This window comes from Streptococcus vestibularis (assembly GCF_900636445.1).
GTDB lineage: Bacteria > Bacillota > Bacilli > Lactobacillales > Streptococcaceae > Streptococcus > Streptococcus vestibularis.
The window spans coordinates 669,536-690,130 of sequence record NZ_LR134275.1; the positions used below are offsets into that span (position 1 = coordinate 669,536).

The 20,595-nt window shown below is 40.2% G+C and carries 15 protein-coding genes and 3 pseudogenes; 13 read left to right on the forward strand and 5 right to left on the reverse strand.

Annotation, left to right across the window (positions count from 1 at the left end; translation table 11 throughout):
- The first annotated feature begins 4 nt into the window (after positions 1 to 4).
- The 6 genes from EL076_RS03435 to EL076_RS03460 all read left to right on the forward strand — a co-directional run bounded on the left by EL076_RS03435 (position 5) and on the right by EL076_RS03460 (position 5,488).
- Positions 5 to 343 carry a YlbF/YmcA family competence regulator gene (locus tag EL076_RS03435; protein ID WP_003097542.1) on the forward strand — a complete coding sequence of 113 codons (339 nt, stop codon included), beginning with the start codon at positions 5 to 7 and terminating at the stop codon, positions 341 to 343.
- Between the two features lie 89 nt (positions 344 to 432).
- Entirely contained in the window at positions 433 to 1,383 is a 951-nt protein-coding gene (locus EL076_RS03440) for an L-lactate dehydrogenase (protein ID WP_037621525.1), read from the forward strand.
- An 80-nt stretch (positions 1,384 to 1,463) separates the two neighbouring features.
- Positions 1,464 to 2,747, forward strand: a complete 1,284-nt coding sequence (gene aroA / locus EL076_RS03445; protein ID WP_126429271.1) for a 3-phosphoshikimate 1-carboxyvinyltransferase — start codon at positions 1,464 to 1,466, stop codon at positions 2,745 to 2,747.
- Entirely contained in the window at positions 2,740 to 3,231 is a 492-nt protein-coding gene (locus EL076_RS03450) for a shikimate kinase (RefSeq protein ID WP_003097538.1), read from the forward strand. Before aroA ends, EL076_RS03450 begins: the two co-directional genes overlap by 8 nt.
- A complete protein-coding gene (pheA, locus tag EL076_RS03455) occupies positions 3,222 to 4,046 on the forward strand; it encodes a prephenate dehydratase (protein ID WP_002890467.1) in 825 nt (274 codons plus the stop codon). Before EL076_RS03450 ends, pheA begins: the two co-directional genes overlap by 10 nt.
- Positions 4,047 to 4,057: 11 nt before the next feature.
- The gene (locus EL076_RS03460; RefSeq protein WP_126429272.1) at positions 4,058 to 5,488 is read left to right on the forward strand and encodes an LCP family protein; all 1,431 of its coding nucleotides are present in this window, start codon (positions 4,058 to 4,060) and stop codon (positions 5,486 to 5,488) included.
- A gap of 37 nt (positions 5,489 to 5,525) precedes the next feature.
- On the opposite strand, the gene EL076_RS03465 is transcribed toward EL076_RS03460, so the two are convergent.
- From EL076_RS03465 to EL076_RS03475, 3 genes are read right to left on the reverse strand one after another with little or no spacing between them, the layout of a single operon-like run.
- A complete protein-coding gene (locus EL076_RS03465) occupies positions 5,526 to 6,440 on the reverse strand; it encodes a TDT family transporter (protein WP_126429274.1) in 915 nt (304 codons plus the stop codon).
- A 15-nt stretch (positions 6,441 to 6,455) separates the two neighbouring features.
- A complete protein-coding gene (locus EL076_RS03470; RefSeq protein ID WP_126429277.1) occupies positions 6,456 to 7,520 on the reverse strand; it encodes an acyl-CoA dehydrogenase family protein in 1,065 nt (354 codons plus the stop codon).
- Between the two features lie 40 nt (positions 7,521 to 7,560).
- Positions 7,561 to 8,109 (reverse strand): carboxymuconolactone decarboxylase family protein, encoded by a 549-nt coding sequence (locus tag EL076_RS03475; protein ID WP_117648063.1) that lies wholly within the window; start codon positions 8,107 to 8,109, stop codon positions 7,561 to 7,563.
- Positions 8,110 to 8,322: 213 nt separating this feature from the next.
- On the opposite strand from EL076_RS03475, the gene rlmD reads away from it, so the two are divergent.
- A complete protein-coding gene (rlmD, locus tag EL076_RS03480) occupies positions 8,323 to 9,693 on the forward strand; it encodes a 23S rRNA (uracil(1939)-C(5))-methyltransferase RlmD (RefSeq protein WP_126429279.1) in 1,371 nt (456 codons plus the stop codon).
- Between the two features lie 446 nt (positions 9,694 to 10,139).
- Here rlmD and EL076_RS03485 read toward each other — a convergent pair.
- A pseudogene (locus EL076_RS03485) lies at positions 10,140 to 11,389 on the reverse strand (ISL3 family transposase).
- Positions 11,390 to 11,554: 165 nt separating this feature from the next.
- Between EL076_RS03485 and EL076_RS03490 the strand changes: the two are divergent.
- From EL076_RS03490 to EL076_RS03505, 4 genes and pseudogenes are all read left to right on the forward strand, one after another.
- Entirely contained in the window at positions 11,555 to 11,728 is a 174-nt protein-coding gene (locus EL076_RS03490) for a hypothetical protein (protein WP_126429281.1), read from the forward strand.
- Positions 11,725 to 11,931: pseudogene (locus EL076_RS03495) on the forward strand (replication initiator protein A); the annotation flags it as partial. The gene EL076_RS03490 and the pseudogene EL076_RS03495, both read left to right, overlap by 4 nt.
- Before the next feature lie 339 nt (positions 11,932 to 12,270).
- Complete coding sequence (locus EL076_RS03500; RefSeq protein WP_164555388.1) at positions 12,271 to 14,040, forward strand: YSIRK-type signal peptide-containing protein; 1,770 nt, start codon at positions 12,271 to 12,273, stop codon at positions 14,038 to 14,040.
- Positions 14,041 to 14,315: 275 nt separating this feature from the next.
- The gene (locus EL076_RS03505; RefSeq protein ID WP_164555389.1) at positions 14,316 to 17,462 is read left to right on the forward strand and encodes a mucin-binding protein; all 3,147 of its coding nucleotides are present in this window, start codon (positions 14,316 to 14,318) and stop codon (positions 17,460 to 17,462) included.
- 155 nt (positions 17,463 to 17,617) lie between these two features.
- On the opposite strand, the pseudogene EL076_RS03510 reads toward EL076_RS03505, so the two are convergent.
- A pseudogene (locus tag EL076_RS03510) lies at positions 17,618 to 18,459 on the reverse strand (DegV family protein).
- A 127-nt stretch (positions 18,460 to 18,586) separates the two neighbouring features.
- Between EL076_RS03510 and EL076_RS03515 the strand changes: the two are divergent.
- Together EL076_RS03515 and EL076_RS03520 are read left to right on the forward strand one after the other, a co-directional pair.
- Complete coding sequence (locus EL076_RS03515) at positions 18,587 to 19,156, forward strand: TetR/AcrR family transcriptional regulator (RefSeq protein ID WP_126429283.1); 570 nt, start codon at positions 18,587 to 18,589, stop codon at positions 19,154 to 19,156.
- A 129-nt stretch (positions 19,157 to 19,285) separates the two neighbouring features.
- Positions 19,286 to 20,524, forward strand: coding sequence for a DUF4767 domain-containing protein (locus EL076_RS03520; protein ID WP_126429285.1), 1,239 nt, complete (start codon positions 19,286 to 19,288; stop codon positions 20,522 to 20,524).
- Positions 20,525 to 20,595 lie beyond the last annotated feature (71 nt).

The following is a 20,595-nucleotide window of genomic DNA, read 5'->3' on the forward strand; positions in this document are numbered from 1 at the left end:
TAAAATGACAAATATTTATGATTTAGCAAATGAGTTGGAACGTGGCATTCGTGCCCTTCCTGAGTACAAAACTTTGGTAGAGAAAAAAGAAGCGATTGCAGCTGATGCTGAGGCTAGCGCTCTTTTCAAAGAGTTTACTGATTTCCAAGAGGATTTCTATGCTAAAATGCAAGCTGGTACAATGCCAACAGCAGAAGAACAAGTAGCTGTTCAAGAATTGGGTCAAAAGGTAGAAGCTAATGCCCTTTTGAAAGAATACTTGGCTGCACAACAAGGTTTGTCTGTTTATTTAAATGATATTGAACGTATTATCTTCAAACCATTGCAAGAATTGAATAGTTAATTAGGGAGGGTGTGTCATTTGACAGGCCTTTTTCTGCTTTCAAAAGAGATTGTCTAAGGAAAAAACTAGAAATATTAAGGAGAAAAATGATGAGTCGTAAGATTGGAATTATTGGTATGGGAAATGTTGGAGCTGCGGTCGCTCATGGGGCAATTGCTCAAGGCTTGGCTGATAGCTATGTTTTTATTGACATTAATGAGAAGAAGGCCGAGGCAGATGCTCAGGATTTTAAGGATGCTATGGCAAATCTACCTAGCTATGCAAACATTGTTGTCAATGATTATGCAGCACTTGAAGATGCTGATGTGATTATTTCATCTCTTGGAAATATTCAGTTACAGCATAATGCTGGTGAGGACCGCTTTGCTGAATTTCCATTTACTCGAGAAGCCGTTTATCAGGTTTCTCAGAAGCTTAAAAAATTGGATTTTCAAGGAATACTCTTGGTTATCTCGAATCCTGTAGATGCTGTATCAGCCCTCTATCAGGAATTCACAGGCTGGCCAAGAGAACGTGTGATTGGGACAGGGACTCTACTCGATACAGCTAGAATGAAGGCAGCAGTAGGAGATGATTTGTCAGTCAATCCCAAATCAGTATCTGGCTACAATCTTGGTGAACATGGGAATTCCCAATTTACAGCCTGGAGTCAGGTTAAGGTCAAAGGTCAAGATATTACAGAATTGACCAGTGAAGAAGAGCGTCAAAATCTTTTTATGGCTTCTATGAAGGGTGGCCACAAGGTCTTTTATGGTAAGGGCTATACTTCATACGGCATTGCCAGTGCGGCTCTTCGTTTGGTAACTATTATCCTTTCGGATGCTCAAGAAGAAGTGGCGGTATCGAGCTATCAAGAAGCCTATCAGACCTATCTTGGATATCCAGTTATTTTAGGACGTCAAGGGGTGGTTGCTCCTGTTCACTTATCTTTGTCGGCTGAGGAAAATCGTCTTTTGGAGGAGTCTGCTAACTTAATTCGGAACCGTGTTCAAGAGGCAGTTGCCTTTCTAAGAGAAAAGTATACTAATACTAGAGAGTGAATATTTTGACAATTCAGTCTATGGTTGGGCTTTCGATTATGGTATAATGAAAGTAACTATAAAATTTTCAGGAGTAACCTATGAAACTAGAAACCAAGGCACAAGGTCTTCATGGCAGCTTGCGTATCCCTGGTGACAAGTCAATCAGTCACCGTTCGATTATGTTCGGAAGTCTTGCTAAAGGTGTGACAACTGTTCGTGATATTTTACGAGGTGAGGATGTCCTCTCAACCATGCAGGTCTTTCGTGATCTGGGTGTGACCATCGAGGATGACGGTGATGTGGTTCGCATTCACGGTGTTGGTTTTGATGGTCTCAAGGCTCCTCAAAACAAATTGGACATGGGTAACTCTGGAACATCGATTCGCTTGATTTCAGGTGTGCTCGCTGGTCAAGATTTCGATGTAGAGATGTTTGGGGATGATTCCCTTTCAAAACGCCCTATGGACCGTGTGACCATTCCCTTGCGTCAGATGGGTGTAGAGGTTTCTGGTCAAACAGATCGTGATTTGCCACCATTGAAAATGCACGGTAGCAAGTCCCTTAAACCTATTCATTACCAATTGCCTGTGGCCTCTGCTCAGGTAAAATCTGCCCTTATTTTTGCAGCTCTTCAAGCTGATGGTGAATCTGTCATCATTGAAAAGGAAAAAACACGTAATCATACGGAAGACATGATTCAGCAGTTTGGTGGTCAGCTTCAAGTAGATGGCAATGAAATTCGTATTTCTGGTGGACAAACCTTAACTGCCCAAGAAGTTGTGGTTCCAGGGGATATTTCTTCAGCCGCCTTTTGGTTGGTAGCAGGACTTGTGATGCCAAACTCTAAGATTGTCTTGGAAAATGTCGGTATTAACGAGACACGTACCGGTATCATTGATGTTATCAAGGATATGGGTGGTAAGATAAGCCTTTCAGATATTGACCAGGTTGCTAAATCTGCGACCATTACGGTTGAAACTTCAGAACTTAAAGGAACCGAAATTGGCGGTGACATCATTCCACGTTTGATTGATGAACTTCCGATTATCACACTCTTGGCGACACAAGCTCAGGGCAAGACGGTGATTCGTGATGCTGAAGAACTCAAGGTCAAAGAGACTGATCGTATTCAGGTGGTAGCAGATGCCTTGAATGCTATGGGGGCTGATATTGTTCCAACTGAGGATGGTATGATTATCACTGGTAAGACAGCTCTTCACGGGGCAGAGGTCAATACCTTTGGTGACCACAGGATCGGTATGATGACAGCCATTGCTGCCCTCTTGGTTCAAGATGGCGAAGTTAACTTGCAACGTGCAGAAGCTATCAATACAAGCTATCCAAGCTTCTTTAGTGATTTGGAAGGATTACTACATGGCTAAGGTTTTATTGGGCTTTATGGGAGTTGGTAAGAGTTCCGTCGCCCCATTCCTGGATGGTCGTTTCGTGGATATGGATCAGGTCATTGAAGAGAAAATCGGAATGTCCATTGCTGATTGTTTTGCCAAAGAAGGCGAAGCAAGCTTTCGTCAGATTGAGTCTGAGACTCTGGAAGCCCTCCTTCAAGAGGGAGATGACGTCATCATCTCTACTGGAGGTGGTGTCGTTGTGACGGAGCGCAATCGCCAGCTTTTGAAGAAAAATAGTAAGTATAACATATGGCTTCACGCTTCTTTTGATGTGGTCTATGACCGTATTAAAAAGGATACCAAGAATCAGCGCCCACTCTTTCTCAATCATTCTAAAGAGGAATTCAAGGCCATTTATGATGGTCGAATGGCCCTCTATCAAAGTTTGGCAGACCTGGTTATCACTGTTGATAACAGGACACCAGAAGAAGTAGCAAGGTTTATCAAATGTATGTAGGTTATTTGGGCCCAAGTGGGTCGTTTACGCATAATGCAGCCTTAAAGGCTTTTCCTGAGGCAGAATTGGTTTCATTAGGTACCATTACCGAGGTTATCAAGTCTTATGAAGAGGGACGTGTGGATTACGCAGTTATTCCTGTGGAAAATTCCATTGAGGGCTCTGTTCATGAGAGTTTAGACTATCTCTTCCATCAGGCCGATATTCGTGCTGTGGCAGAGATTGTTCAGCCCATCAAGCAGCAGTTGATGGCGACTAAACATCATGAGAAAATTGAGAAAATCTTCTCACACCCACAGGCCATTGCCCAAGGGAAAAAGTATATTAAACAGCATTTTCCACATGCCAAGATTGAGACAACAGCAAGTACAGCCTTTGCGGCGCGTTTTGTCGCTGATAATCCAGATCAGCCTTATGCAGCAATTGCTCCACATGCAGCGGCTAAGGAATACGGTCTTCAAATATTGGCTAAGGATATCCAGGAGATTGAAAAGAATTATACCCGCTTTTGGGTGCTGGGAAACACTGTTCCTGAGATTCCGCTCAATCAGATTGATTGTAAATTAACGCTGGCCTTGACCCTGCCTGATAATATGCCAGGGGCACTTTACAAGGCCCTATCGACCTTTGCCTGGCGAGGCATTGACTTGACCAAGATTGAAAGCCGTCCGTTGAAAACGGTACTTGGCGAGTATTTCTTTATTATTGATTGTGATTATACAAAGGAAAAGTTGGCTCAGTTCGCTCTTGAAGAGCTAACTGCAGTTGGAATTGGATATAAAATCTTGGGTGCTTACCAAGTCTATGAAATTTAAAGGGAAATCTTATGACCAAATCTAACGATGAGCCGTTTACGCATCATGAACGGTTACGTTACAACTATCTTTTAAAAAATCTTGCCCACCTTAATGGACAGCAGGCTTCGGAATTCAATTATCTACAAGGAAAGTTGGATGCTTATGAAGCGGAGCGTTCCTACGAGAGGTATCAGGGTCAAACTGCTGACTATCAAGAAGCACGGAGCCAGCCTTATAATAATCGTTCAAATTATTATCAGGCACCTGATTATGAGGATGTCAATCAGCTAACAGAGGAAGGTCTGCCTGTCTATCGAGAGGAAGTGCCTCAACGAAACGTTAAACGGAAAAAGGTTCAAAGACAAGCAGCCCCTTCAGCAACGTCGGCTCCAAGGTTCAAGTCGCAAGTAGTCAAGAAGAAGCGGCCAAAGAAAAAGCGAAGACTCAAGAAAGTCGTTAAGCTAGTGCTTAGTTGCTTAAGTCTTGGTGTTGTCTTTTTGGTGCTAGCAATGGCCTATCAATTTTACAAAGGAACTGACCTTTCTGCTGCTGGTAACAATGGTAAAGCCTATCAACCGGCCTTAGTCGAAACCTTTAACGGTAAAGACACTAAGGATGGGGTGAATATCCTTATTTTGGGTTCTGACCAACGAGTCAGCCAAGAATCTACCGAGGCCAGAACAGACTCCATTATAGTTGTCAATGTGGGCAATAAGGAAGGCAAAATCAAGATGGTAAGCTTTATGCGAGACACCTTGGTTAATATTAAGGGCGCTTCAGAGACAGACTATTCTCAGGATCTGAAACTCAATACTGCCTTCAATATTGGTGAGCAAAACAATCATCAAGGGGCAGAGCTTATGCGACAGACGCTCAAACGAAATTTTGACATTGATATCAAGTACTATGCCATGGTCGACTTTGAGACCTTTGCGGCAGGTGTTGATACCCTGTTCCCAGATGGCGTGAAAATCAATACTAAATTCTCCACTGTTGATGGTAAAAAAGTGTCCTCGGTCAAAGTTCCAGATGATTTGAGGATGGACAAGGATGGGAATGTTCCGAATCAAACCATTAAAGTCGGTAAGCAACAGATGGATGGACGAACTCTTCTTAATTACGCTCGTTTCCGTAAGGACGATGAAGGGGATTATGGGCGTACCAAACGGCAACAACAAGTGATGCAAGCTATTATGAAGCAAGTTAAAAATCCTATTAGTCTTTTCAAGGGTTCTGAGGCTTTAGGAAAAGTATACTCACTGACTTCAACCAATATGAGCATGACGGAAATGTTGGATTTGGGTCTTTCAAATGCCGGTAGTTTCAAAAATGGTATCAGTTCTCAAACTATTCCTTCAGATGGTGATTGGATTGACAGCTATGATTTATATGGCGGTCAAGGAATCGAAATTGATTTTGACAGTTACCAGGATAAATTAAAAGAACTAGGATTTAGATAAATAAAAAAACAAGCATGTTCTGTGAACGTGCTTGTTTTTAGCGTTTAGCTTGTATAAAATCATTATACAAAAGCTTAATAAAATGATAGAGCAAATATATCATAATAGCAAGAACTGGTAAGAGCTCGGCTAAATAAATTAAATGGGTTATCAGATTCACGAGCTTAAGACTGGTAGTGGCTGCCTTAAAAGCATTGACACTATTGACTAATGGGAAGCTAAAGGCAGCAAAAAGTGGGATAAAACCCTTGTTAACGAGTCTGGCAAAGAGTCTCAAGGCGAAGAAAAAGAAAATTTGGGAGAATACAAACAGGCCGACTAAAATGATAGTTGCAGGTCTTTGATTACTCTTGATTGAGCTGGTAATGAGAAGGGCCAGAGGTGCTGCTAAAATAGCGAGTATAGGCTGATATAGGTGAGGGATGGCTATCTGTTTCATTCTCCATAAAACAAGTGGAAAGAGGGCCAGGGTCGCTAATCCCGTTAGTCCTAGGATAAGCCCCTTGATACTATTTGGAATACCATCCGGAACGGTTACAAGACTAATTGCAGGGCCTACATAAACCACGAACCAACTTGGATAGACTTGTTCTAAGGCTAGTGGGCGCAGAAAACGCAGACTGAAAAAGATGATATAGGCAATATAAAGTCCAAGGAGCCCTATCCATGCGATACTTAGGTCACTTTGAGCTAGTGGAAGGCGACTGGTAAAGAGAAAGGCAGCCATAAAGAGGCTGGGAAAGGCCGAAGCTATGACTGGATTATGCAAATCTTCTTGAGTTTGTCTATAGCCAATGATCAGGCGTCCTAGCACTAGGAAAAAGCCAAAAACGGCTATAAGCCAAATACCCTGAGCAATCAGGGTAAGTTGACTTATTTGATTGGATAAACTAAAGAGGGCAAGTACCAGACTAGATAGGGCCAAGGGAATTTTCTTGAAAAATACCTTCATTGGTCCACAGTCTTTCTAGCTAGCTGCAAGGATATGGCGAAGCTGAACCGCACTCGGAGATACAATTGGAAGGAAGACGCCTTCATTCCAACGACGGATAAAGCTTGACTCTGATTCTTTCAAATAGCCACGACCACCACTAGCCTGAAGTTCGAGGAGCAGGCTGTTGGCTACGACGTCGACAATATCGATACGCAATTGGAAAAGTTCACGTGGTTTTTCAATGAAATAATTAGCATCATTAAGACCCGCAAAGAGTTGATCTTGAATAGCAAGAAGATTTCCACGTGTTGCTTCAAATTCCTCACGAAGAACACTACGGTTACTGTTTAGACTAGCTTCAACCTCATCAAGAGAACGTTGGGCCAAACCAAAGGCAAGACCAAACTGGAAACCAAGAAAGTTTGGACGTGTTTTGGCAATGTAGTCGGTACCATTTTTTGAAAGGACCCAATTAGGATCTAACTTAACGTGATCGAAAGTAAGAGAAGCGGTGTTAGCTCCTTGAAGGGAAACAAATTCCAAATCTTCGGAACGACTAAGACTTTCAGCTTCAGATGGAATAGTGATAATCCAAGGTTGGCTACCGTCTTTAAAGTCAGCAGCAAAGAGAGCTGCAAACTTATCTGCACGAAGATTAGTTACCCAAGGCAAACGACCATCGAGATAGTAGTCATCACCTTCTTGGCTGAGGGTCACATTCAATTCTTCAATGTCAGACAGGAATTTGACGGCATTTGATAAGCCAGTTCCACCAGCACGCTCACCAGTATACAATTCTTTCAACCAGGTTTCACGAGGGTAAGCATTGTCGCTCGCTAGGATATAGTCAATGAAAGTACGGTGTCCCCAAGAAATAAAGGAAGCTGTCAAAGAATGTTGTGCCAATTCATTAAGCACATCAACAACTTGAGTAGGACCACCACCTAGGCCATCAAACTCAGCAGGTACGCCTATTTTAAAGACGTCGTTTTCAGCAATTTTTTCAAGAAGTTGGTCCGCAATTGGTCCAGACTCTTGGTCAATATGGTCAGCGTTGGTGTCCAACCAAGTAAGGAATTCTTTTGAAAAATGTGACATAGGCTTAGGTCCTCCTCTAGTTTATCAGTTTAGCTTTACATTAAGCGAATTCTTGAAGTTCAGGGTTAATTGGTGTTTGTGCGAGATTGTTAGCGTAGTTACACAAGCTAGCAAGGCTGACACCCAAGATAACGTCAAGGGCATTTTGTGCAGTGTAGCCAGCTTCCAAGAAGTCATTGTAGGCTTCGTCACCAACAGCACCTTTGGTATTGATTACAGCAATAGTGAATTTAGCGAGGGTATCAAGTTTTGGATCGTCCTCAATTGGTGTACGGTTACGAAGAGCTTCCAAAAGTTGAGGTGTCATTTGGATTTGCTTGATTGAAAAGGCTGTGTGACCTGCCACACAGAAGGCACAGCCATTAGTAACAGCAGCTGTAATTTGAACAACTTCACGTTCAGTTGGTGTCAATGAATTACGACGGTTGATTTCACCGACAGTGCGGTAAGTTTCAAGCGCAGTTGGCGCATTAGCAAGGAGACCAATCAAGTTTGGAATGAATCCCCCATTGGCATCTTTGACTGTCTGAAGGACGTCTTTGACTTCTTCTGGTGCAGTTTCGATTGTATGAATGGTAATTTCTGGCATGATTATTCTCCTTTAGATAGAAACGACATCTAGCCAAGCGGCTGAGTCGTTTAATTTTTTGTCATGGACCTATGATAGCACTGTATGACTTTTCTGAAAAATCTATATTATTTATGGCCAGCCATAAATTTGATTTATATGTGCTATAATGGAGGGTAGCAAGTGGCTTTTAGGTCCCTCTAAATCCCTATACAGAGTAAAGAAAGTTGAATTATGTTAAATAAAAACGCTATTGTAGAAGTTGAAATTGTCGATTTGACACATGAAGGATCAGGTGTTGCCAAGGTGGATGGCTTTGTCTTTTTCGTGGATAATGCCCTCCCAGGCGAAGTCATCAAGATGCGAGTGCTTAAGCTCAAGAAAAATATCGGCTTTGGTAAGGTTGAGGAGTATGTGACCCTTTCACCAAACCGTAATCAGGACATTGATGCGACCTATCTTCGTTCAGGAATTGCTGATTTTGGGCATATGACTTATGAGGAGCAGCTTAAGTTCAAGCGTAAACAAGTTGTGGACAACCTCTATAAGACAGCAGGTATCTCAGACGTAGAAGTCGCTGAAACATTGGGGATGGATACACCGTACGCTTACCGTAATAAGGCTCAGGTGCCCGTTCGCCGTGTTAAAGGTCAGCTTGAAACTGGTTTCTACCGCAAGAATTCGCACGACTTGATTCCAATTGAAGATTTCCTCATCCAAGACAAGGAAATTGATAAACTCATTGTCTTTGTACGTGACCTTCTCCGTCGCTATGACCTCAAACCTTATGATGAGAAGGAGCAGACAGGTTTGATTCGTCATTTGGTAGTTCGTCGTGGTCATTATTCAGGTCAGATGATGTTGGTCTTTGTAACGACCAGACCAAAAGTTTTCCGTATTGACCAGATTATTGCTAAGATTACGGAAGCTTTTCCAAGTGTCGTTTCAATCATCCAAAACATCAACGATAAGAACACTAACGCCATCTTTGGTAAGGAGTTCCGCACCCTTTATGGTCAAGACACCATCACAGACAGTATGTTGGGCAATGACTATGAGATTTCTGCCCAGTCATTCTACCAGGTAAATACCGAGATGGCTGAAAAACTCTATCAAACAGCTATTGACTTCTCAGATCTAAACAGCGACAGCATTGTTATTGATGCCTATTCAGGAATCGGGACAATCGGTTTGTCATTTGCAAAACAGGTCAAGGAAGTCTACGGCGTTGAAGTCATCGAAACAGCCGTTGAAGATGGCAAGAAAAATGCAGAACGCAACGGCATTACAAATGCCCACTATGTGGCTGACTCAGCTGAAAATGCCATGGCCAAGTGGAGCAAGGATGGTATCAAACCAGACGTCATCATTGTGGATCCACCACGTAAGGGCTTGACAGAAAGCTTCATCAAAGCCAGCGTCGCCATGCAACCTGAAAAGATTACCTACGTCTCATGTAACCCAGCAACCATGGCGCGTGATATCAAACGCTATCAAGAATTGGACTATGAATTGAAAAAAGTGCAGCCGGTTGATTTGTTTCCTCAAACGCATCATGTTGAGGCGGTATCACTGCTTGTACGAGCTGAGGCTTCAGCGAAGTAGAAGCAGATGATCCACCCATGCGATAGCTGTCGTAGAGTAAGGAGTTTACGACGAAACGATACGGTAACAGCAAACCGCTGAGTGTGTGAGTTTGTTAGTGAAACGCAGTTAAACATCTCACTTTTACATTTCAAGGCGAAATGCTTCAAAGCTCCACTGGTGCTTCGAACTCCCACAGACGCACTATGTCGAGTGTGTGGTGTTGCTACAACGAACAAGAGGGTGAAAATCCTTGATTTTAAGCTATTTTACAAGCATTTTGTATTTGTAGAGAAAGGCAATTTTGATGTTAAAAAAGTCCTAAAAAGGCACATAGATGTATATGTATTTGTAGATGTCGTTTGCGTATCGGAAAAATGAATACAACAATAAATATTTATCTAAAGAGAGAACAATTGTATATTGTGGCTCTTTGTCAACTGTAGTGGGTGACGAAAAGCTAACATCTAGAGAGGGCCAGATAGGTCCTCTTTTTATGTATGTTTAGAGTGATGAAAACACGCTTCCTAAAGTTGATAAAATTTCTAAAACTGAAGCCCAGACGTTTAATATCTTTGATAAGCTTATTGGTCCCCTCCAATTTTGCATTTGAGTACTGTGTTTCTAGTGCGTTTTTGATGTATTGTTTGTGTCTAAGAAAAGTCCTAAAGACTATTTTGAAGTAATGGTTGACCTTGCTTATATTCTCCTCTATCAGCTCAAAGAACTCATCTACTCTCTTCTCCTGAAAGTGAAAAAGCAAAAGCTGATAAAGAGTATAGTAGTCGGTTAGTTCTTCTGAGAAATTCAGTGTCTTCTCAACGACTTCATGTGGACTTAAGGTTTGACCAAAGGTCTTCGAGTGAAATGATTTGCAAGATAACTTACGGCTGTCCTTTTGGAAGACTCTCCAGTGATTTTTCAAGGCTCGATAGGGTAGTGACTTCTTATCGAACTGGTTCATAATGGCAATTCTTGTCTTTAAAAAGGCTCGACCAAGGTGCTGGATGATGTGGAAACGATCAAGAACGATTTTGGCGTTTGGAAAGAGTCTGTGGGCTAGTGGGATATAGGCTCCAGACATATCCATCGTGATAAACTGCACCTTTTGTCGAGCTTTCAATGGATACTTCAAAAAGTAGTTTCGTATAGTGGTTTGGCGGCGATTATCAAGGATGGTTATGAGTTCGTTGGTCTCATAATTCTGCGCCACAAAAGCCAAGTCACCTTTCTTGAACCCAAACTCATCCCAGGACATTATAGCTGGAAGTTTGTCATAATGTTTCTTGAAAGTGAACTGGTCAAGCTTACGATAGACAGTGGACGTTGACACACGAAGTCTTCTGGCAATATCCGTTAGTGACACCTTCTCAGTTAGGAGTTGTGTAACCTTTTGTCGGACCAGATTAGAGATTTGGCAGTTTTTCTCAACGATAGATGTCTCAGCCACCGTTACTCTCCTACAACTTTTACACTGGAAACGACGTTTTTTCAGACGTAGTAGAGTTGGAGTTCCAGCTTGCTCGAGAAGAGGGATTTTAGAGTTTTTTTGAAAGTCATATTTGATCATCTTTCCATGGCAGTGAGGACATGATGGTGCAGGGTAATCGAGTTTTGCTTGAATCTCTATATGAGTGTCAGTTTCAAAAACAAGTGAAATAATGATATTTTGGTCTTTAATTCCGATTAATTCTGTGGTATTCTTAATAAGTCTCATAAGTTCTTCCTAATGATGGTTTTGTCGCTTTTCATTATAGTTCTTATGGGACTTTTTGTGTACACTTAAAAAGCTCTATAATCTCTACAGTGGTTTTACCCACTACAGAAATTATAGAGCCGAACAATTGTATATTGTTCTCTTTTTTTATTTTCAGGTGGGAAAATGACAAAAGAATTACAATCATCACGCTATATTGTCATTTCATTTTTAGTTCGTGAAATGGGAATTGATATTGTTGAGGACATATCTCTTATGCCTGAATTGGAAAAAAGTGGCTTGGTTCGATTGGAATCAAGTGGAGATTTAATACTCAAAGAACTTGGAGGAGTGCTATGAAACGAATTACCGCAAATCAATACCAAACTTCAGAAAGGTATTACAAATTACCTAAAATTCTTTTTGAGGATGAAAAATATATGGATATGAAACTAGAAGTAAAGGTGGCTTATTCTATTTTAAAAGATCGTTTAGAATTATCTCTCAGTCGTGGTTGGACAGATGAAGAAGGGGCGGTCTATTTAGTATTTTCTAATTCTAAAAAGTATGGAACGAATTACCAATTACTAATAAAAAAGATAAAACTATCAAACTACTTAATTGTTTTAAGGTTAACTATAAATATTTTAAGATAATCAAAAATAAAATAATAGAAATCAGTATTTAAAAATTTTTGAAATAGCAATTTAACTTAAAAATTGAAAACTTGTACTCATTTATTACTCCTTATTATCTTATATCAATACACAAAATCGCTTTCATTGTTTATATTTATATAAAAATATGAAAACGCCATCACTTGATAACAACAGGAATTTTGAGTACAATAGAGGAAATGAGAATATTATTTTATACATATATATGTATGATTGGAGTCTGAAATGGGAAAATTTGATAAACAACTAAAATATAGTATTCGAAAAGTAAGTGTCGGTGCAGCTAGTGTCGCCATTGGTGCTTTTTACCTTGCCATGGGGGCAGGTGTGGTACACGCGGAAACGAATATTACCACTGATGGAGGTGTAAGTCAGTCTACTCCGTCTCCAGACCCGGAGACAAGCCAACCTAACAGTCTGACTTCCTCTAGCTATGGGGCGGAGCCTGCTCAAAATCCAGATATTTCTGGAAAATCAACAGAGTTAACAACACCTAAAGAGAAAGAAAATAAAGACACTCTTAATGCAGCGCAGCCGACAGAAGCGTCTACGTCTGCCAATACTAGAAGTCGTCGTGTAAGAAGAGATACAGGAGATGCTCCTGCCGACGGAACTTCTAATACTCCTACTGGAACTTCAACTGGAAATAACGAAGTATTAAATTCTGCTTTAACCGAACGTAAAGGGTCTACAGTAAAACCAGATCAACCAGGGGTAAATATACCAAAAGGAGATGAGCCTGGAGCACATGATCCAAATGCTCACTTGAGTTTCGATGATCCTGATCATACTGCTACTGTTGAAGATATGTGGAAGATTATCCAACATATGCCGGATGACTTCCAAAATAACGAGCGTTCATACTTGAGAAACATGGATACTCTAGGAGACGAGCTTCGTTTTGATAAGACTGCTGAGAATCCAGATGGTGTGCCACTTAAACCAGGTGAAATCCGTGAAATAAACAGTTTCGGTGGTTGGCATGCTATCAACAAAGAGGGACATGTGGGTAAATTCGCCATCGGTAAGAAAAATGAACAAGGCTATTTCACTGGTTGGTACACTGACAAAGATGGACATCGCAAAGAAGGTGGAATGCTCGGTTCTGATGCACTTGACCGAATCTACCTTCACGAGCAAGCATTAGACCGACGCTTCAAATATATGTTAATGCTTGCCAAAGGACGTACTATCGCCAATAAAGATGATAAAGCACAAGATGGCTCTAAGTTTGATATAGTGACAGCAAATAGTAAGGAGAATCAAGATAAACTTGCTTCCTTACCTGTAAAAGAGAAGGAAGATATACTCCAACACGCACCAAATATTGAAGGTTTCAATGGGATAGAAAAAACGTTCAAAGCCTTTTCGACAGAATATGGAAGTCGCTTGAAAATCGACTTTGTGACAGGTTATATCTCAGACTTTGAAGGGTCAAAAGGAACTTATCGTATCGTTGTTAAAGCTATTAAAAAGGATAATTCTGAAGAAACTGTCTATGACCACACTATCAACCGTATTGACGGTGTAGTAGAGAACGAAGAACGTTACAGTCAAGGTGTGGATTTAAGTACGCTTAATGCATTAATTAAAAAAATTTTTAGGGATGAGTTCAATGAAAAAGTCACTACTCTTGCAACTGCTAAATATAAGGAAAAATATCCGAATGATAAAAGACCGAATAGAGAGAAACTAGCAGCTTTGAAAGAGGAAGCAAAACAAGAACTCGTTAAAAATGGAGACGCTATAGTTGAGTTACCTATCGATAAGGATGCATTGCGAGAAGGTACAGGAAGGCGAAAAAATAAGTTTAAAGAAGAACTTAATTTCGAAGCTAATAGTTATACATATGTAGCAAATAGTCTTAATAATATATTAAAAAAAATTGAGGATGAGGAGGTAAAAAGAAACTCTCCAATATGGGCTACTGCCACTGAAACAAATTCAGATGGAACAAAAAAAGTGCTGACCCAGATCGTGTCTATAAATTACTAGATTTTATATTACCAACTGCAAAAAAAATTATCTATCATGGAGACACTGATCAATTAGAACTCGAAACAGATCCAGCTAAAGTAGCCAAACATCGTACAGAGTTAAGTACTAAACTAGCAGCTAAAAAAGCAGAATTAAATACTGCTAGTGAAGAGAAAAAAAATGAACTTAAAAAAGAAATTTCTGCTTTAGAATCAGCCATTGGATCTACAAATGCCTATACTTACACGGAAGCAAGAAATGGTAGTAAACAAGTAAAAATCCTTGGATCACACATGGAAGCAACTAGAAAAACTGATGAAATATCAGAAGCTGAATATAATAAATATCATACTAATGCACTTGCTGCGGATGATGAAAAAAATGGTCTTGCTAACTTCACGGGATACTTTGTTGAAAAAAATAATGTCACACGTACCAATGTGCTAGCTGATGATAAATTATCAGAAAAAATCACTACTGCAATTGAAGGAGATCAGGACAAACTAGGTAAAGGTGGATACTTCTCAACAGGAGATATTCCATTAGGTAAAGACGTTGTATCCTATAAAGTGCAAGTGTTTGCGGAAAATGAAAAACGTGTTGGGGTTAATAATCAAAGTCCAAGACTTCAATATAACTTACCTATCCTAGCCGATTTCTCAGTTATTCAAGATACGGTAGAACCATCAAAAGAAGTCGCTAAACGAATACTTACTAAGTTAAAAGAACAAGGTAAGATTACTGAAGACCAAGAGAAGAAAATAAAAGAAGAAATTGACAAGAGTAAAAAGACATCAGAAGTAAGAGCAGCTATGTCAGGAGATGTTACTGTTCGTTATGTTGATACTGATGGAAATAATTTACCAATTACTGATGCCGATGCTAAAAAAGCTGGAGAAAAAACGGATAATGGCTATTTGGTAAGAAAAGATGTACTGATTGGTACAGACTATGATGTGAATTCAAAAAAAGTTCCGTATTTTAATGCAACTAATGGAAAATATTATGCTTTAAGATCAGTTGGTAGAGGATTGGAAACTTCATCTGATGCGCCAAATGGAAGTATCACAAAGAAACATACAGTAATCACATTTGTATATGAAGAAAGAACTACGCCGCCTACAGGTAAAGGTGTCGTTCATTTCAAGAAACAAACATCTGAGACAGCAACAGAAGCATTGACTGGATATAATGATATTACACTAGAAGGTGAAGTAGGAAAAGAATTTTCAACTGATGAAGTTAATACTAAGATTACAGAACTGAAAAATGCTGGATATGAGATTGTTGGAGACACATTTACAAGTGGTGATAAAACAGTTGATACTATAGAAGACACAGAAGGTCAAATTCCAAGTCAGGAATATACGATTACTGTAAAAGAAAAAGTTGTGACAGTAACAGAACCACCAACTCCAAATACACCGGTTGATCCAAATGTTCCAGAAGGACCAAAATGGCCAACAACTGGATTAGCAAAATCTGACTTAGAAAAAGAAGTAACACGTACAATTACTTACGTTAAGAAAGAAATTGCGGATGGACCAGAAATATCGGATGCGAAACCGACTGTAACACAAACAGCCCACTTCAAACGTAGTGCAACATATAACGCAGTTACAGGAACAATCACATACGGAAATTGGGAAAGTGAGGACAAAGAATTAGCAAAAGTAGACACACCTACATTAACAGGCTATGTAGCAGACAAAGCTTCGGTAGATAAAGTGGAAACAAATGCAGATTCGACAGGATTAGATCAAAAAGTAGTTTATACTAAACTAGGAAGTTGGCTACCAAAAGTGCCAGGTGTAGAAACACCAACGCCACTACCATATCCAAACCATCCAACAGATCCAACGAAGCCTGGAGATCCAACGGATCCTAATACACCAAATGTACCAGTGATTCCATATGTACCAGGATATACACCGAAGACACCAGATGGAAATCCATTAGTACCAGTTGATCCAGAACATCTAGAAAATGGATACAAGGTGCCTCCAATTCCAAACACACCAGGCGAAGATACACCAATTGAGTATTCAAAAGATCCACAAAAAGCAGTGGTGAAAGTATTCAATACAACAACAGGTACAGAGGTTGAACTACCTGAAGAGAAAGTAGAGCTTTCAGGTAAAACAGGTGAACCAATTCCAGCAGATTCAGTAACGGCTAAGATTGCAGACTTAGAAAAACGTGGATATATAATTGAGAATAAAGACTTGTTGAAAGATCAAAAATTCGATAAAGAAAAAGATCCAACAGATGGAGATCCAACACAAGTATTCAAATTACTAGTTAAGGAACGTACAGTAACAGTAACAGAGCCGAAAAATCCAAATGATCCAGTAGATCCAGATAAACCAGAAGGACCAAAATGGCCAGCAACTGGATTAGCAAAATCTGACTTAGAAAAAGAAGTAACACGTACAATTACTTACGTTAAGAAAGAAACTGCGGATGGACCAGAAATATCGGATGCGAAACCAACTAAGAAACAAACAGCCCACTTCAAACGTAGTGCAACATATAATGCAGTTACAGGAACAATCACATACGGACATTGGGAAAGTGCGGACAAAGAATTAGCAAAAGTAGACACACCTACATTAACAGGCTATGTAGCAGACAAAGCTTCAGTAGATAAAGTGGAAACAAATGAAAATTCTACAGGATTAGATCAAAAAGTAGTTTATACTAAACTAGGAAGTTGGGTACCAAAAGTGCCAGGTGTAGAAACACCAACGCCACTACCATATCCAAATAATCCGACAGATCCAACGAAACCTGGTGATCCAACAGATCCTAATACACCAAATGTACCAGTAATTCCGTATGTACCAGGATATACACCGAAGATTGGTGAAACGCCGTTACAACCAAAAGTGCCAAATGATCCAACACAAGGATACATTCCACCAGCGGTACCAACAGAACCTGGTAAGGATACACCGATTGAGTATGTAAAAGTTCCAAATACACCTAGTCCGGAAGAACCGGTAAAACCAACTCCAGAAAGTAATCATATTACAATCTGGGTGGATGAAAATGGTAAGCCATTGAAACCAGAAAAACCTGGAACTCATGAACCAGGAAATATTCCTGGATATCGATTGATTACAACTGTAACAAAAGATGGTGTCACAATTCATAAATTTGAAAAGATAACACCAGTAGAGCCTAATAATCCTGTTCCACAGAAACCGACCACACCGATTCCAACTTCACAAGATCCGACTATTCCAACACCAGAAAGTCAAATTCCAACTCCAAACACTCCAGAAGCAAATACTCCTACTTCTGAGACAAATAGAAGAGAGGAATTGCCAAACACAGGTACAGAAGCTAATGCTACCTTGGCTAGCGCTGGTATCATGACCTTGTTAGCTGGTCTAGGATTAGGATTCTTCAAGAAGAAGGAAGAAGATGAGAAATAATAGATTTTGTAATATAGGATAAATGAGGATGTTGGGAAAAACTCAATTCTAGGAGAAATTGAAGTAAATCTTCCCACAATAAAACGCATAGTATCAAGTTTTTCAACACCTGATACTATGCGTTTTTCTGATTTTTGGCTCTTTTCTACATAGTATTAAATTTCATATTCCATGAGGAGTCCACCTTCTTCGGCGTAATAACTACAAAGTTCAGAAGTAGGAAGGACTTCGATGCTTGCATTAGCAAATTTTTCACGAATCATTGCAGAGAATTGCTCGATAAATTTGTCATTGTTGCGGTGGGCAATCGCAATATGTCCACCTGTATAACCTGCCTTGATCAATTCATCAAAGGCAGCTTTGGTAGCTTTCTTTTGACCTCTTGCTTTTTGCAACTCAAGGGTACCCGTTTTACTAGCTTCTCCAACCATACGGATATTGAGGAGTCCAACAACGGTGCCAACTAGTTTACTTAGACGACCATTCTTCACCAAATTATCAACTTTGTCTAAAACAAAGAGCAACTTGGTTTTAGACTTGTAACTTGTGATAGCATTAACGACTTGGTCAAAATCAAGGCCTTCAGCGACTAAGTGATTGAGTTTACGAACGATAAAGTAGACCTCGTCACCAGCTGACAGGCTATCAATGACGTAAATCTTGGTATCAGGATGCTATTCCAAATAAATTTTCTTAGCGATTTCAGCACTATTATAGCTACCAGAAAGTGTACCTGTGATGGAAGACAACGACGATATTATCCGCTCCTTCAAAAGCTTTCATATAGTCATCCAGACTCGGACAGGCAGACTTGGAAGCCGTTGCAGTCGCATACATCTCCTCCATCATCTGATCAATATTGAGTTGGGCATCATCCGTGTAGATGATCTCGCCTACTTGGAGGGTCAAAGGGACACTGACAAATTCAGTATCAGGGGTCAGATTGTCCAAAGAACGGTAGTTACAGGCCCGAATCCGCAATAATCTTCCATTTCATAGGTTTATACCTCATATTTGCATAATGTAGATTGACAAGTGATTTGTCTTTTTTTTACGATTTTTTCATGAAATACATTGCTATGAAAGCGTATATCATCAGGTGAGACGGATAGAAAGTGAATGTTATGGCAGAAAGAAAAATCTCAGAGAAATCTTTGGAAAATCTGAAACGATTTAACCAAGAAAACAAAGCAATTACACGAGAATCTATTGAGATTTCTCTCCTCCGATTGTTGGAGAAAAAAGACTTGAAAAAGATTACCATATCTGAACTGGTTGAGCGTGCAGGTGTATCCCGTGCTGCCTTTTATCACAATTATGGTTCCAAGGAAGAGATTTTGAAGTCCATCTTTCAGTCTAGTATTGCAAAGATTACCAAATCTTTAGATGGATATAATCTCAAGACTGATTTTTACCAAGTCTGGGTTTCTCTCCTTAAGAAAGTCAAAAAAGAAGCCAAAATCATCAGTCTTGCCATTGATTACAATTTTGAGCAAGTGTTGACCAAGGCGGTTTATGATTTTTTGGAAAAACGAAATGGTAGCTCATCAAATGGTGCCGGTAGCTACCTTAATTCCTTCTGGAGCTCGGCTATTGTTTCAGTAATTTCCAAATGGGTCAAGGATGGTATGAAGACCCCAGCGGAAAAAATCGCCAAGCTCGGCCTTCCCCTTTTTACACAAAAGAAAAAATAATCACCGAGAGGACTAAGTTTATATATCAACTGCAACGACTTGCTTGCAGTTTTTTTCTGTTCTACCAAGTCAACACGAATTTCTAATTTATGCTACAATGGAACTATTATGCTTCAAAAAGGAGATGCAATGAAAGCAGAAGAATGGTTAACCTATTTTATGAAGATTTATGGACGTCGCCCAAAGATGACAGAGGTTGACGAGGCGATACAAAATGGTAGTCTCTTAGCCAATCGAGCAGAAGTTGAAGCCTTGTTGCCAGCATCTAAAAAGGGATTTTGGGAAAGCTTGAGTCAGTTTGTGGCGACTCATAAGGTAGTAGCATCAATCGTTGCGGTTTTTTGTGTGACGCTTCTTGGTGGTGGGGTAATTTTTGTCTGGCATTCTCACAACTCACAAACCCAAAAGCAACCATCCCTCACGGTGGCCTCATCTAACAGTCAGACATTTTCCTTAGACAAGTCTAAGCAATCGAGTTCTAAAGCTTCTGAGTCGTCTTCAAGCTATAGTTCTCAAAGTCAGAGTGCTTCATCGGTGGCCAAAACACCTGCTATGGATGTGGAAGCCATTCGAAATAGTGATTTTTCGAGCATCGAAGGAGATTGGGTGTCTGACAGTGGTCATGTTGTGACTATTACAAAATCTGGCCTCACAAAGTCTGAGGAGACGGGAAGCACTGATGGTAAGACTGTTATTAAGGATTTCAAAGGTCAACCCATGTTCTATTTTGCGGACAATAGTCCAGGTCATGGGGTTAATCCCTTTGTCCCTGTGCCAGCCAACCAAGCGGCACCGTCTCCGGACAATTCTGTCAAAGACACAGATCGTTTGGTTCAAATTCCAGAGTTAGCTGGACCAGGAGTGGTTTACACGTCCTATTACAGAGTGAAAAGCAAGAGCCAATCTAGCCAGAATAGCCCAACCAATACAACTGCCCTTTGGAATAGTGACAAGGCTGCCAAGCTTGCTAGTTATATGGTAGAGTTTGGCCACAAGATGAATCAAGAAAGTTATAGAAGGTTAACACCAAACGGAAGTGACGATTTCTATGGTGCCATGAGTTTTGCTAAAAATAACCGCATCACTGTAGGAGAAAAGACCGAACAGAATGCCCCTATGACCAACCAACAAAAGGTAGATGTTGCCTTTTCAGATGATGGTACAGGAACAGCGGACTATATCATCGTAGACAGTTACGGTTATGCAGGCTCAGCCATGATTCTCTACCATTTCACTATCCATAATGGGCAACCGGTTGTCCTAGTTTCCCTGCAAAATCAAGGTAATCCCGAAAACATGTATTACATGTATCCAACTAATAACAAGGACATTCAAGAAGCCTTCGCCAATATTGTGAATGGCAAGTGAAGGTTTGAGAGACTAGAAAGAAAAATTTGAAAAAGTGAAGAAAGTCTTGGTAACGAGGCTTTTTTCTTGTG

Coding starts and splice junctions, on each gene's coding strand:
- EL076_RS03520 (WP_126429285.1), top strand. CDS start 19,286: ATGAAAGCAGAAGAATGGTTAACCTATTTTATGAAGATTTATGGACGT.
- EL076_RS03475 (WP_117648063.1), bottom strand. CDS start 8,109: ATGCCAGAAATTACCATTCATACAATCGAAACTGCACCAGAAGAAGTC.
- EL076_RS03505 (WP_164555389.1), top strand. CDS start 14,316: ATGGAAGCAACTAGAAAAACTGATGAAATATCAGAAGCTGAATATAAT.
- EL076_RS03515 (WP_126429283.1), top strand. CDS start 18,587: ATGGCAGAAAGAAAAATCTCAGAGAAATCTTTGGAAAATCTGAAACGA.
- EL076_RS03465 (WP_126429274.1), bottom strand. CDS start 6,440: ATGAAGGTATTTTTCAAGAAAATTCCCTTGGCCCTATCTAGTCTGGTA.
- EL076_RS03435 (WP_003097542.1), top strand. CDS start 5: ATGACAAATATTTATGATTTAGCAAATGAGTTGGAACGTGGCATTCGT.
- pheA (WP_002890467.1), top strand. CDS start 3,222: ATGTATGTAGGTTATTTGGGCCCAAGTGGGTCGTTTACGCATAATGCA.
- EL076_RS03440 (WP_037621525.1), top strand. CDS start 433: ATGAGTCGTAAGATTGGAATTATTGGTATGGGAAATGTTGGAGCTGCG.
- EL076_RS03460 (WP_126429272.1), top strand. CDS start 4,058: ATGACCAAATCTAACGATGAGCCGTTTACGCATCATGAACGGTTACGT.
- rlmD (WP_126429279.1), top strand. CDS start 8,323: ATGTTAAATAAAAACGCTATTGTAGAAGTTGAAATTGTCGATTTGACA.
- EL076_RS03450 (WP_003097538.1), top strand. CDS start 2,740: ATGGCTAAGGTTTTATTGGGCTTTATGGGAGTTGGTAAGAGTTCCGTC.
- aroA (WP_126429271.1), top strand. CDS start 1,464: ATGAAACTAGAAACCAAGGCACAAGGTCTTCATGGCAGCTTGCGTATC.
- EL076_RS03470 (WP_126429277.1), bottom strand. CDS start 7,520: ATGTCACATTTTTCAAAAGAATTCCTTACTTGGTTGGACACCAACGCT.
- EL076_RS03490 (WP_126429281.1), top strand. CDS start 11,555: ATGACAAAAGAATTACAATCATCACGCTATATTGTCATTTCATTTTTA.
- EL076_RS03500 (WP_164555388.1), top strand. CDS start 12,271: ATGGGAAAATTTGATAAACAACTAAAATATAGTATTCGAAAAGTAAGT.